Genomic DNA, 12899 nt, shown 5'->3' on the forward strand with positions numbered 1-12899 from the left:
AACCACGATGGGATTGACACCTTTGTCTTGTCGGTATTATAAAACTATATTAAAAAAATGGTCAATGTGATATGGCCTTATTTTAAATATTTTTTGTATTTTATTAATTATATTTTGTATATATCTATTTTATATTAATATTCTTCCGTTTTGTTTCATTTTTGTACATCATTTTTTCAACAAAAAAAGAAAAGAGATTCAAAAACCTACTTTTCTTCTGCGAACTCCAAGCTTCGATTTTCAAACGACGTTAAAAATACGATATCGGTTTTGGTCTGCCCATATATTTGCAGATTCTGGATAAATGCATCCAATTGTTTCATGGAGTCATAGATCACTTCCAATAAATAAGCATAATCGCCTGTAATTGTATAACTCGAAACCACATTGGTCTCTGACTCAATATAAGCTAAAAATTCGGATCGATATTTTGCCTGCAAGTTCACTTTGATGAAAGCTTTGATATTCATGCCCAACTGTTCCATATTCAATTGCGCATGATAGCCTTCAATATAGCCTTCTTCTTCCAATCGTTTGATTCGAACCAATACGGCAGGTGAAGATAAAAAGACTTGTTGCGCAATTTCTTTGATCGAACTCCGAGCATCTTTTTGGAGAATATTCAATATTTTGCGATCGATCCCATCTAGATTTTTCGCCATGGTATCACTTCCTATTTACATATGCTTCGTGTTCATCTTGGATCTTTTGGAGTTGTTTTGGATGATCAGCTAGTGTAACCAGGATATGGACCATCACCAAGATCGCATTTTTCATTCCAAAACGTCCGCCTTCTGCTTTCATATCTTGCGCAAATTCTTGGGAATATAAGGCATCGGCTTTGCCAATCGAGATCATGGGGCAAAATACCGGAATGGATAAACTGACATTGCCCACATCAGTGGAATAGGTCAAAACGTGTTGCTTATCGGGTGTTAGGCCCAATTGGGTCATGATGTCAAAGACCATTTGTTCCATGACCGCATTGGGAACGATTTCGGCATAGGTTGGGTTCAATTGTTCATTCATGAATTGGTTTTCCGTTGCGATGGCACAACCTCTGGCACAATTTTCTACTCTTTCTTTGAGCTTTAAGATTTGTTGATAGCGATTGGCTCGCAAATAAACATAGGCACTGGCTTGTTCCGGAATCGCATTGGGGATCTTACCGCCTTCGGTAATGATGCCACTGATCTGACAGCCCGGTTCCAATTGGGGACGTAACATATCTAAGGCATGAAAAAACAATTGGACCCCATTCAAGGCGTTGATGCCTTCCCAAGGATTGATGGATACATGGGCACTTTTGCCATAATAATGAACATACAAATCACTGGCAGCCACGGTCTTAAAGCATGGATAATTATGCGGCCCCATCTGGGTCAGGATCGCAAATGCATAGGAATCAAACATGCCTTTGGCCAACATCGCAATCTTGGCACCGCCTACTTCTTCATTGGGAGTGCCAATGAGTTCCACTTGAAAGGGAAAATCTTCATAGGCCGCTTCTAAGGCTAGCGCACAAACAATGGAAGCCGCACAACTGGCCGAATGACCGAGACTATGCCCCTGCTCTTCGATGGCATCATATTCACAGAGAATGGCTACTTTTGGTTTATTTTGATTTTGATCTGTCGCTCTACGAGCCCAAAAAGAATGTTTGATTCGCTTGATCGGAGAAGTGACTTGATACCCGTTTTCTTTCAATGTTTTTACTAAAAAAGCCACTGTCTTTTTTTCATTTCCAGAAGGTTCTGGATGTTCATTCATCCAATCGAGAATTTGGTATCCCAAAGGAAGATAGTCCGCAATGGCTTGATCGATGGATCTTCTCTCTTTCAATTTGAGTCCCTTCCTTTATGTCCAAAATTCTAACACGGGTTTTTTTGATTTTGAAGTAAAAGATGCCTTTTGCTCTGCATATCGTTGGAATCATGGTAGAATACGGATATGTCCGAATCCATGAAATTACGGCTTGCATATGCCATGAATCAATGCATGAAAAAAGCAAGTGTTGAAAATATCACCATCAAAGAAATTTGTTTTGCGGCGCAGTGTTCCCGTCAAACGTTTTATCGTTGTTTCAAAGACAAATATGATCTGATCAATTGGTATTTTGATCGTATTCTTCATATTTCCTTTGATCGCATGGGACAAGGAAGAACCATTCACGATGGTTTATTGAAAAAATTCCAATATATTCAAGAAGAACATTTATTCTTTTATGCTGCCTTTTCCATGGACACCCAAAATAATTTACGCCAACATGATTTTGAGATGATCTATGCGTTTTACATCGATTTGATCACCAAGAAGAAAAACTATCCATTGGATGCCAAAATGATGGATATTTTAGAAATCTATTGTTTTGGGTCGGTCTATCGCACGGTCAAATGGGTCTTACATGGCACAAAAGAATCACCCGAAGAATTGGTGGATATTCTCATTCAAGCGATGCCACAAGATTTATCGGCTTTGTATAAACAATTAGAAATCTATTAGTGATACAGGTTACATTTTCAATGAAATGTAACTTGTTTTTTATTTCACAAATCTATTATTGTATAGATAGAAATACAAAGGAGAATCATTTATGGCAAACAGAATTTCATTAAATCCAACTTCTTATCATGGAAAAGGAGCTATTCAAGAAATCATCACGGAAATCCAAGCCCATGGATTCACGAAAGCTTTTGTCGCCAGCGATCCCGACTTGGTTCAATTTGGTGTAACGGCCAAGGTGACGGATTTATTGGATAGCGCCAACATTCCCTATGTACTTTATAGTAATATCAAGCCCAATCCAACCATTGAAAATGTAACTTCCGGTGTCGAAGCCTTTAAACAAAGTGGCGCCGACTGCATCGTTGCGATTGGTGGTGGTTCTTCCATGGATACATCCAAAGCCATTGGTATCATCATTGCGAATCCTGAATTTGAAGATGTTCGTTCTTTGGAAGGTGTAGCACCCACGAAAAATCCATGTGTGCCGATCCTAGCTGTTCCAACCACAGCGGGTACCGCTGCTGAAGTAACGATCAACTATGTCATTACGGATGTGGAAAAAGAAAGAAAATTCGTATGTGTCGACCCACATGATATGCCTATTGTTGCGATCGTGGATCCCGATATGATGGCTTCGATGCCAAAGGGATTAACCGCAGCAACCGGTATGGATGCCCTGACGCATGCGATTGAAGGATATACCACAAAAGGGGCTTGGGAAATGACTGATATGTTTCATTTGGAAGCCATTCGTTTAATTGCTGAAAATCTAAGAGCGGCTGTTGAAAATGATCCAAAAGGTCGTGAAGGCATGGCACTGGGTCAATACATTGCCGGTATGGGATTTTCCAATGTTGGTTTAGGCATCGATCATTCGATGGCTCATACCTTAAGTGCGCATTATGACACGCCACATGGTGTGGCTTGTGCCTCTTTATTACCAATTTCTATGGAATTTAATCGCGATCATACGGGTGAAAAATATCGTGAGATTGCTCGTGCCATGGGTGTTGAAGGTGTAGATGACATGAGTCAAGAAGAATATCGTGATGCGGCCATCCATGCCGTTAAACAATTAAGCAAGGATGTAGGCATCAATCCGAAAAACGATCGCATCAAAGAAGAAGATCTGGATCAATTAGCCATCGATGCGTTAAATGATGCTTGTTATCCTGGAAACCCAAGAGAAGCTACCAAAGAACAAGTCATTGAGATGTTTAGACAATTGATGTAAAGTGCAGAGAAATCTGTGCTTTTCTTTTCGGTTGACAAATATCTATTTTCTTCTATTCTTTAAGGAAAGGAGAAAATCATGAAACATTATACATATAAACCACAAGGAACTTGTTCCACCCAAATTGAATTTGATTTGGATGGACATACCCTACACAACGTACACTTCACCAATGGCTGTCCCGGTAACTTGCTAGCCATTTCCAAACTATTGGAAGGTGCCGATGCCCAAAAAACTGTTGATATTTTAAAAGGAAATACATGTGGCATGAAAAATACATCGTGTGCCGATCAATTAGCCAAAGGGATTGCCGCAGCATTACAGAGTGAATAATATGATCATTCGTAACGCAACTTTGGAAGATGCCCCCCGTCTGGTTGAGATTTATGATTATTATGTCCAACAGACGGCCATTACTTTTGAATATCAGACACCATCCGTTATTGCTTTTCAACAACGTATGAAAAAGACCATGGAAATGTATCCCTATCTGGTGATCGTAGATAACAATACGATCATGGGATATGCGTATGCCGGTCATTTAAATGTACGAGAAGCCTATGATTGGTCTTGTGAAATGACCATTTATTTAGATCCTAGTGCTCGTAAAAAGGGATATGGAAAAAAGCTCTATTTTGCTTTAGAAGAAGCCTGTAAAAAAATGGGAATCACCAATTTCTATGCGTGTATTGGCTATCCGCAAAAAGACGATGCCTATCTAACGAAAAACAGTGCCCAATTTCATGCACACCTAGGCTATAAAGAGAATGGCTATTTTCATCATTGTGGATATAAATTTCATCGATGGTATGACATGATCTGGATGGAAAAAATCGTAGATGTGGTAGAACATCCAAAACCCATCATTCCCTACCCCAATATAAAAGAGACAAACCGTTAATTGGTTTGTCTTTTTGATTGATAAATTTTAACACCTAAGATTCCACAGCCGATGCCAATCAAAATACCAGCTAAGACGTCGGTCGGAAAATGCACATATAAATACAATCTTGAGAAGGCAATCAGTATCGCAAAAATTCCAATGATTTGCCATCCTTTAAATTTGTTGAGATAGAACACGCTCGCAATCGTAAAGGCCATGGCCGTGTGTCCCGAAGGAAAGGAAGAATGATCTCCCACTTCTGGAATCAATAAGTGGACATTCGGATTGACCATATATGGACGTGGCCGCGCAAAGAAATGTTTTAACACCAAGTTACAACCAATCAAATCAATGATCAACGCAAGGGTACACATAATACCAATTTTTCGTGTTTTGGGATTGATTAATAATACCAACGTCAATCCAAACCAAATCAAACCATGATTTCCTAATTTTGTGATGCCAATCATACAAGCATCTAACCAAGAGGTATGTATATTTTGAATCGCATTTAAAATTTGTATTTCCATATTATTCCTTAAAATATTCCTTGGCGAGTGAAATCACTTTATTTGACAATAAGAACAGAGCAATTAAGTTCGGGATGATCATAAAACCATTAAAGGTTTCGGCAATATCCCAAAGTAAACCTAAGTTGACAGTTGCACCTAATATCGAAACCAATGAATAAATTACCAAGAAGGGTTTGACCCACTTTTCACTGCCAATAAATTCCACACAACGAGACCCATACAGTCCCCAACCAATCGTGGTTGAAAACGCAAAACAACACAACGCAACGGCCGTAAAGATTGATACCCAATGGCCATAAACGGAAACAAAACCTGCAATGGTCAATTCGGCACCGGCTGGTGCCCCATAGGTAATGGCTTCATTACCTAATAGAATAACCAATGCCGTCAAAGTACAAATAACGATCGTATCGACAAAGACTTCAAAGATTCCAAACAAGCCTTGACGAACGGGTTCGTCCGTATCGGCACAAGCATGCGCAATACTACCCGTACCTAAGCCAGCTTCATTGGAGAAGATCCCGCGGGATACGCCTTTTCGTAAGCCAATCATCATCGAACCAATGGTTCCCCCGGTCACAGCTTGGGGATTGAAAGCACCCACAATAATGGAAGCCAATACATGTGGCACGCGATCGATATGAATCAGTATCACACCCAGTCCCAACACAATATATAAAATAGCCATGAACGGCACCAATCGTTCGGATACCCGTCCAATTCGTTTGATACCACCTAGTAAGACAACAGCCACCAATCCCATAATGATGATACCTAAAATCAAATTAATGGATGATAGTTGACTTTCTTGTACCGCATGCATATTCAATAAAGCTTCATTGATGGCAGCAACGATCGTATTAACCTGGGTCGCATTTCCGGTCCCAAATACGGTTAATATACCTAAGATGGAATAGGCATAAGCTAAAAAGAGCCATTTATGCGATAGGCCATTTTTAATGTAGTACATGGGACCTCCCACATATTCGCCATCTTTACTTTTTTCACGATACCGAACCGCCAAGGTGACTTCCGCAAATTTGGTACACATGCCTAAAAAGGCAGAGCACCACATCCAGAAGACGGCACCGGGTCCACCAATTGCCACGGCTCCGGCCACACCGGCAATATTTCCAGTACCGACTGTACCGGCCAGTGCTGTACAAACGGCTTGAAAAGGAGAGATCGAACCTTTTTGGGCTTTTTTTCGATCAAAGACCTTCCCAATCGTATTTTTCATGGCATCCGAAAACTTACGTACTTGTAGAAAGCGCGTACGAATCGTCAATAAGAGACCCACACCAATGATTGCCACCATCGCGGGAATTCCCCAGATAAACGTATTCAACGTTTGATTGATTTGTATAATTGTTTGTATCATGTTATACCCCTAAAACGTAGCGCTACCATCATACACTATTTCGAAATCTTTTCCAAATATTTGACAGGCACTTGTTTCGTTAGCCAGATGCCATTGGGTGATTGATAGAAACAATAGCCATCTTGGATCATTCTTTGCGTATCGATTTGATAAATAACGGGTTTTCCATGACGAGATGCCACCTTTGTAGCCGTGGGAATATCGTTGGAAAGATGCACATATAAACGTTCCATCGGCAATAATCCTTGTTTCGAAATGGAAGCCACGGATTTTTGGGCAGTCCCATGATACAAGATTTTTGGTGGAATACCGGCTTCCAATTCCAAATCAATAGGAAGAGAATGACCATAATTGGCTCGAATCTTGGTATGGTCTGCATTGAAGCTATATCTTCCTTTTTCATCACTTGCCACAATATCTTCTAACATGGGCATGGTGATAAAGCGATAGCTATCAGCATTGATCCCAGCCAATAAATCATGGACATTGGCCCATCCATGCGCATCCAAGGAAATACCAATAACTTCGGGATGATGACGCAAGATCAAAGAAATAAATTTACTCATTTTGGTTTTATTCATATGACTTGATACTTCCTATTCAATTTATTTTGTTGCCAATCCACGATATTTTGTGCGGATTGTTGATTCATAGCTTGAAAGTTTTCGGTTGTGAATGGAGCTACATGTGGCGTCAATATCGCATTATCACAATCGATAAAAGGTGAGTCCGTACATGGTTCATGATCAAATACATCGATGGCAGCCCCACGAATTTGATGTGACATCAATGCAGCTTTTAAAGCTTGCGTATCCACAATGGAAGCCCGGGCAATATTGATTAATACACTTTCTGGTTTCATCTTTGCAAGTTCTTCCTTGCCAATCATGCCTTTGGTTTGATTGGTCAATGGCACATTAATGGAAATATAATCACTGCTAGATAGTAAAGTATCCAAATCGACATACTGCACATGATACATATTGTCCCATTCTTTATGGGGATGGCGGCAATAATAGACAATATCCATCCCAAATGGATAGGCTCTTTTCGCAATTTCTTTACCTATGCCCCCAAAACCAATCAATCCTAAGCGTCGATTCTTAGCACCCATGCTCCTTTGTCGATGCCATAGGCCTTGATGCATTTCTTTATTTTCTTGATTGATATTTCGCGCAAAATACAATAAAAAGGCCAAGGCATGTTCTGCCACGGCGGCTTCAACCAGTCCGGTAGTTCGTAATACGGCAATGTTGCGTTTCTGACAGGCAGATACATCAATATTATCGTAGCCAATGCCTCGTCGTGAAATCACTTGTAGATGGGAACAGGCATCCATGATCTTCGCATTGATGGGTTCAGGTCCACAAATAACAGCTTGGGCATCTTGGATGCATTCGATCATTTGATTTGGATCCGCGCCTGAACCTAGATTCAAATAGGAATAATCAACAATTTCATTGCCTTTCAATACTTGTTTGGCTTTTTCATCAAAATTTCGTCCTGTGATCACAATTTTCATGTTTATCTCCGAACGATAGCTTGCACCGGACAAATTGGTTCGCATTGCCCACAATGCAGACAACGATTTTGATCAATTTGAGCGGGCGCCATCGTACAATCGATGCATTTTTGAGGACACACTTCTAAACATTTACCACATTGGATACAAGCCGATGTAATGAAATATCCACTGGGTTTGATTGAACCATCCCCCAATGTAAATGAATCTCTAGTTACATGAGATGGATCACTAATATCAAAATATTGCCCAGCTCCTTTATCCAAAATAAACACTTGTAAGATGTTTCGCGTACCTTCTGGATAGATTTTTTGCATATAGGTATTCTTTTCAAAGATTTCTTCTAGTTTTTCATGGCCAATATTCCGGACATGACCCGATAATGAAATGGATTTCTTCTCTTTGATCCCAGAAAGACTGATATATTTTTGATCCATCAATTGCTCATAAAAAGCTTTTCCTTTGGCGGTTAAAAAATAGACACCTTTTTCATCATACAACATCATATCGATTACCCGTGTGATAGGATGTCCATTCTCATCGATGGTTGCGACCACACAGGAGTGTATGTCTTCCACTAATATTCTTAAATAGTCTTTTGTTTCCATAGGGTCCCTCTCTTTGTTTTACTATATTATTATACATGGAAACGGGTACGTTGCGTTTTTGATTCCATTTGATTGGCGTACAATATGTTGTACATTATAAAAAAAGTAAATAAAGGAGGCATACATCATGTTGGCTGTTAACTATACCTCGCTTAGAAAGAATATGAAATCATATTTCGACAAAGTTGTGAATGAATATGAAACGATGGTCGTTACTCGTAAAAACAATGAAAATGTTGTCGTTTTATCGGAAGATACCTACAATAATCTAATGGAAAATATCCATGTATTAGGAAATAAAGAAAATTATGATTGGCTCATGGAATCGAAGAAGCAATTGGAAGAGGGAAATCAAAAAATACATGATCTAATTGAGGATACACATGAATAAAGTTTTCACCAAAAATGGATGGATCGATTATCCATTTTGGCAAACGGAAGACAAGAAAACCTTAAAAAAAATCAATCAGTTGATTAGAGATATCGAAAGAAATGGGAATGCTGGTATCGGCAAGCCCGAACCGTTGATTGGTGACTTTGCGGGATTTTGGAGTCGAAGAATCAATAGTAAAGATCGATTAATTTATCGATTGGATGAAAACAATATTTATATCATTGCTTGTAGATATCAGGCTTGACAAACATTTCATTGGTTGGTAAATTTTAGACAAGGGAATGAGGTTCTCCCGCGATCGATTCGAAACTGCCATTCTGGCTGATGACTTCTGAAAAGAAGCCATCAGTCTTTTTTTATGTGAGGAGAGAAGATATGAACACAATCTATAAACACCTTTTATTAGCTGTATTGGTTGGCTTTCTTGTTGGGGCCATCGATGCTTTATTTGGCCGTGTCCTGATTTGGATCACGGCCTTCCGTACGCTTCATTATGTATGGTTACTGCCTTTTTTACCATTGGCAGGACTCTTGATCACTTGGCTTTATCATACCTTCAGTCAAGAAAGTTTAGGTGGTATGACCTTGATCTTTGAAACCCGTTTAGATCAACGAAAAGACATTCCTTTGGCCTTGCTTCCACTGGTGATGGTGGGCACATGGATCACGCATTTATTTGGCGGGAGTGCCGGACGTGAAGGTGTGGCCGTACAAATTGGTGCGACCCTGGCCCATTGGTTGGGCAAAAAATGCCACTTGCCCGATAACAGTAAGATTTTGTTGATCACGGGTATGGCAGCTGGATTTGCTGGATTGTTCCAAACCCCATTAGCCGCCACCTTCTTTGCGATGGAAGTCGTGATTGCGGGCTACTTGGATGTCTATGCCTTATTACCTGCCATTCTGGCCAGTTATGTGGCTTGTTTCACATCTCGTTTCTTGGGCTTGCCAAAATTTGCCGTTACGCTTCCAACAAGCCTGCCTCTCCATTCTCTATCTACGATGGGCTCGATTGTTTTATTAGGCATTGCCTTTGGCTTAACAGGACGGCTCTTTGCTACGATGTTGGCAAAAGCGAAATCCTGGATGAAACGATCCATTCCCGATCCATATCAGCGGATTGGTCTGGTTTCCATTCCTTTGGCCATTGCTTTGATGCTTTTCTTTGGTGGTCGCTACTGTGGTTTGGGGACAAACTTGATCACCAATAGTTTTACCCATCAAACCATCTATGCATGGGACTGGATCTTAAAACTATTCTTTACCATTCTTACTCTCTCGATTGGCTTTCAAGGTGGTGAAGTCACTCCTTTATTTTCCATAGGTGCTAGTTTGGGTGCCCTTTTGGGTCAACTTCTTGGTTTGGATCCCCTGCTTTGTGCAGCTTTGGGTTATGCCGCCGTATTTGGTAGTGCCACCAATACGTTATTTGCCCCCATCTTTATTGGTTTGGAAGTTTTTGGTGGAGCCAATATGATTCCGTTTGCGTTGGTTTGCATCCTGGCTTATGTAGTCAATGGAAACCATTCCATCTATACGGCCCAATCCAAAGTGATATACTGAAAGTAGAAATGAGGTGGTCTTATGTCTATTGTTGGTGCAATCCTGGTTCCACATCCACCATTGATCTTGCCCGAAGTCGGTCGTGGTGAAGAAAAGATCATTGAACCGACGATCCAAGCCTACAAACAAGCAGCAAATTTTGTCGCTCATTTGCATCCAGAAACCATTGTGCTTTCCTCGCCTCACAGCATCATGTATACCGATTATCTACATATTTCCCCTGGCACCCATGCGCAAGGTGATATGGCTTCATTTCGGGCTCCTAATGTCCAGATCGAATGTGACTACGATCAAGCATTGAGTCAACGAATTTGTGATCTGGCCGAAGAAAATCATTTGCCGGCTGGCTATCTCGGTCAACGCGATCCGTCCCTCGATCATGGAACGATGGTTCCCTTGTATTTTGTCAAACAAAAATATCCGCACTTTCAATTGGTTCGTTTAGGTATTTCCGGTATTTCTTTGGCTGAACACTATCATATTGGTCTATTGATCCAACAAGCCGCCAAAGAACTCGATCGAAGAATCGTTTATATTGCGAGTGGTGATCTTTCTCATAAATTAAAAGCCGATGGGCCTTATGGTTTTGATTCCCATGGCCCTATCTATGATGAAAAAGTCATGGATGTATGTCGAAAAGCTGCTTTTGATGAATTGTTGACATTCGATCCCCTCTTGCTTCAAAAAGCGGCCGAATGTGGTCATCGCTCCTTTGTGATCATGGCTGGTGCGCTGGATCGGTGCCAAGTCGAAGCACATGTCTTAAGTCATCAAGATGTAACCGGTGTTGGCTATGGCGTTGCGACTTTTAAAGTATTGGGAAAAGATCCAAAACGTAATTTTCTGGACCAATTTGAAAGCGAAGAAAAGAAACGCATTCAAGCCCAACGAGATGCCGAAGATGCCTATGCTGCTTTAGCACGAAAAACCGTCGAATCCTATATCACCCATCGAACCGTTCCTTCGATAGAAGGCCTTCCCCAAGACATGCTCTCTCAAAGAGCAGGGGTTTTCTGTTCGATTCATAAAGATGGACGATTGCGAGGATGTATTGGTACCATTGGTCCAACCAAGGAAAATATTGCCCAAGAAATCATCGCCAATGCCATTTCAGCAGCTACACAAGATCCACGATTTGATGCGATTCGCAAAGAAGAACTGAACCATCTTTCTTATAGTGTAGATGTCCTTTCCCCACCCGAAAACATCACTTCTTCGGATCAATTGGATGTGCATCGATATGGTGTCATTGTTACACAGGGACATAAACGTGGATTATTATTACCGAATTTAGATGGGGTCGATACCATATCCCAACAAATTGAAATTGCCAAACAAAAAGCCGGGATCTGGGAGGATGATCCCGTCGAGCTGCAACGCTTTGAAGTCGTTCGCCATACTTGAGGTATCGTATGATTTGTTCCACTTGTTTTCGTCATTGTCAGCTACAAGAAGGTCAAATCGGCTTTTGTCGAGCTCGACAAAATAAAGGCGGTAAAATCATCTGTGCAAATTATGGTTATGTAACATCCATGGCCATAGATCCCATTGAAAAGAAGCCTTTAGCCCTGTTTCATCCCGGCAGTACCTTGCTTTCAATTGGCAGTTATGGTTGTAACCTGGATTGTCCATTTTGTCAGAACTTTCAAATTTCTCGCATGGCAAAGTCATCGGATGCGAACTTTGTTTCACCAGAGAAAATACGGGATATGGCCTTGCAAGCCAAACAAACCCAATCCAACCTGATCGGCGTTGCTTATACCTATAATGAAATGTTGTGTAGTTGGGAATATGTGCGTGATTGTGCCCAATTGATCCATAAGGCCCATCTGTTGAATGTCTTGGTGACCAATGGAACCGCTAGTCTAGCCGTTTTGGATGAGATTCTTCCATATATCGATGCCATGAATATTGATCTCAAAAGCTTGAATGCCCAAACTTATGCATCGATCTTACATGGTGATCTAAATCAAACCATGGCTTTTATCGAAAAGGCAATTCCTGCCTGCCATGTTGAGATCACAACCTTAGTTGTTCCTGGCATGAACGATAGCGAATCCGAAATCGATGCCCTGACACACTGGATCAGTCAACAAGATCCCAATATCCCCTATCATTTAACGCGTTATTTTCCAAGATATCAGATGGATACACCTGCTACCAATATCTCTACATTGTATCGTTTGAAAGAAATTGCCCAAACCCATTTGCATCATGTTTTTGTGGGCAATGTATAGGTCAGAGTCTTCTGACCTTGTTTTTTGGCTATTTAGTTA

The 12899-nt window shown here is 40.7% G+C and carries 16 protein-coding genes and 1 riboswitch; of the genes, 9 read left to right on the top strand and 7 right to left on the bottom strand.

What is annotated here, in order from left to right:
• Positions 1-206 precede the first annotated feature (206 nt).
• Both SOS22_RS08695 and SOS22_RS08700 read right to left on the bottom strand, forming a co-directional pair.
• The gene (locus SOS22_RS08695; RefSeq protein WP_320325523.1) at positions 207-662 is read right to left on the bottom strand and encodes an Lrp/AsnC family transcriptional regulator; all 456 of its coding nucleotides are present in this window, start codon (positions 660-662) and stop codon (positions 207-209) included.
• Positions 663-666: 4 nt separating this feature from the next.
• Positions 667-1842 (bottom strand): peptidase dimerization domain-containing protein, encoded by a 1176-nt coding sequence (locus tag SOS22_RS08700; protein WP_320325524.1) that lies wholly within the window; start codon positions 1840-1842, stop codon positions 667-669.
• Positions 1843-1950: 108 nt separating this feature from the next.
• Here SOS22_RS08700 and SOS22_RS08705 point away from each other — a divergent pair, with 108 nt between their 5' ends.
• The 4 genes from SOS22_RS08705 (at position 1951) to SOS22_RS08720 (ending at position 4640) form a co-directional block, all read left to right on the top strand.
• Positions 1951-2502: a TetR/AcrR family transcriptional regulator gene (locus SOS22_RS08705; protein WP_320325525.1), complete on the top strand. Its 552-nt coding sequence runs from the start codon at positions 1951-1953 to the stop codon at positions 2500-2502.
• A gap of 91 nt (positions 2503-2593) precedes the next feature.
• Positions 2594-3739 (top strand): lactaldehyde reductase, encoded by a 1146-nt coding sequence (fucO, locus tag SOS22_RS08710; RefSeq protein WP_320596949.1) that lies wholly within the window; start codon positions 2594-2596, stop codon positions 3737-3739.
• 78 nt (positions 3740-3817) lie between these two features.
• The gene (locus SOS22_RS08715) at positions 3818-4072 is read left to right on the top strand and encodes a TIGR03905 family TSCPD domain-containing protein (RefSeq protein ID WP_128521041.1); all 255 of its coding nucleotides are present in this window, start codon (positions 3818-3820) and stop codon (positions 4070-4072) included.
• 1 nt (position 4073) lies between these two features.
• Positions 4074-4640 carry a GNAT family N-acetyltransferase gene (locus SOS22_RS08720; RefSeq protein WP_320325527.1) on the top strand — a complete coding sequence of 189 codons (567 nt, stop codon included), beginning with the start codon at positions 4074-4076 and terminating at the stop codon, positions 4638-4640.
• On the opposite strand, the gene SOS22_RS08725 is transcribed toward SOS22_RS08720, so the two are convergent.
• The 5 genes from SOS22_RS08725 to SOS22_RS08745 are packed head-to-tail and all read right to left on the bottom strand — an operon-like array spanning position 4637 to position 8666.
• Positions 4637-5152: a phosphatase PAP2 family protein gene (locus tag SOS22_RS08725; RefSeq protein ID WP_320325528.1), complete on the bottom strand. Its 516-nt coding sequence runs from the start codon at positions 5150-5152 to the stop codon at positions 4637-4639. The genes SOS22_RS08720 and SOS22_RS08725 overlap by 4 nt on opposite strands.
• 1 nt (position 5153) lies before the next feature.
• A complete protein-coding gene (locus SOS22_RS08730; protein WP_320596950.1) occupies positions 5154-6536 on the bottom strand; it encodes a sodium:alanine symporter family protein in 1383 nt (460 codons plus the stop codon).
• A 35-nt stretch (positions 6537-6571) separates the two neighbouring features.
• The gene (locus SOS22_RS08735) at positions 6572-7117 is read right to left on the bottom strand and encodes an RNA 2'-phosphotransferase (RefSeq protein WP_128521045.1); all 546 of its coding nucleotides are present in this window, start codon (positions 7115-7117) and stop codon (positions 6572-6574) included.
• Complete coding sequence (locus SOS22_RS08740; RefSeq protein ID WP_320596951.1) at positions 7114-8058, bottom strand: NAD(P)-dependent oxidoreductase; 945 nt, start codon at positions 8056-8058, stop codon at positions 7114-7116. Before SOS22_RS08740 ends, SOS22_RS08735 begins: the two co-directional genes overlap by 4 nt.
• Positions 8059-8060: 2 nt before the next feature.
• Positions 8061-8666 (bottom strand): 4Fe-4S binding protein, encoded by a 606-nt coding sequence (locus SOS22_RS08745; protein WP_320596952.1) that lies wholly within the window; start codon positions 8664-8666, stop codon positions 8061-8063.
• 127 nt (positions 8667-8793) lie between these two features.
• On the opposite strand from SOS22_RS08745, the gene SOS22_RS08750 reads away from it, so the two are divergent.
• The 5 genes from SOS22_RS08750 (at position 8794) to amrS (ending at position 12860) form a co-directional block, all read left to right on the top strand.
• Positions 8794-9057: a type II toxin-antitoxin system Phd/YefM family antitoxin gene (locus SOS22_RS08750; protein WP_320325533.1), complete on the top strand. Its 264-nt coding sequence runs from the start codon at positions 8794-8796 to the stop codon at positions 9055-9057.
• A complete protein-coding gene (locus tag SOS22_RS08755) occupies positions 9050-9304 on the top strand; it encodes a Txe/YoeB family addiction module toxin (protein WP_320596953.1) in 255 nt (84 codons plus the stop codon). Before SOS22_RS08750 ends, SOS22_RS08755 begins: the two co-directional genes overlap by 8 nt.
• A gap of 24 nt (positions 9305-9328) precedes the next feature.
• Positions 9329-9401, top strand: a riboswitch (Fluoride riboswitch).
• A gap of 34 nt (positions 9402-9435) precedes the next feature.
• Positions 9436-10623 carry a chloride channel protein gene (locus SOS22_RS08760; RefSeq protein WP_320596954.1) on the top strand — a complete coding sequence of 396 codons (1188 nt, stop codon included), beginning with the start codon at positions 9436-9438 and terminating at the stop codon, positions 10621-10623.
• Positions 10624-10644: 21 nt separating this feature from the next.
• Complete coding sequence (gene amrA, locus SOS22_RS08765) at positions 10645-12027, top strand: AmmeMemoRadiSam system protein A (RefSeq protein WP_320596955.1); 1383 nt, start codon at positions 10645-10647, stop codon at positions 12025-12027.
• A gap of 8 nt (positions 12028-12035) precedes the next feature.
• Positions 12036-12860, top strand: coding sequence for an AmmeMemoRadiSam system radical SAM enzyme (gene amrS / locus SOS22_RS08770; RefSeq protein WP_320596956.1), 825 nt, complete (start codon positions 12036-12038; stop codon positions 12858-12860).
• Positions 12861-12899 lie beyond the last annotated feature (39 nt).

This window comes from Absicoccus sp., from assembly GCF_034090965.1.
In the GTDB taxonomy this organism is placed as follows: Bacteria; Bacillota_I; Bacilli_A; order Erysipelotrichales; family Erysipelotrichaceae; genus Absicoccus; species Absicoccus intestinalis.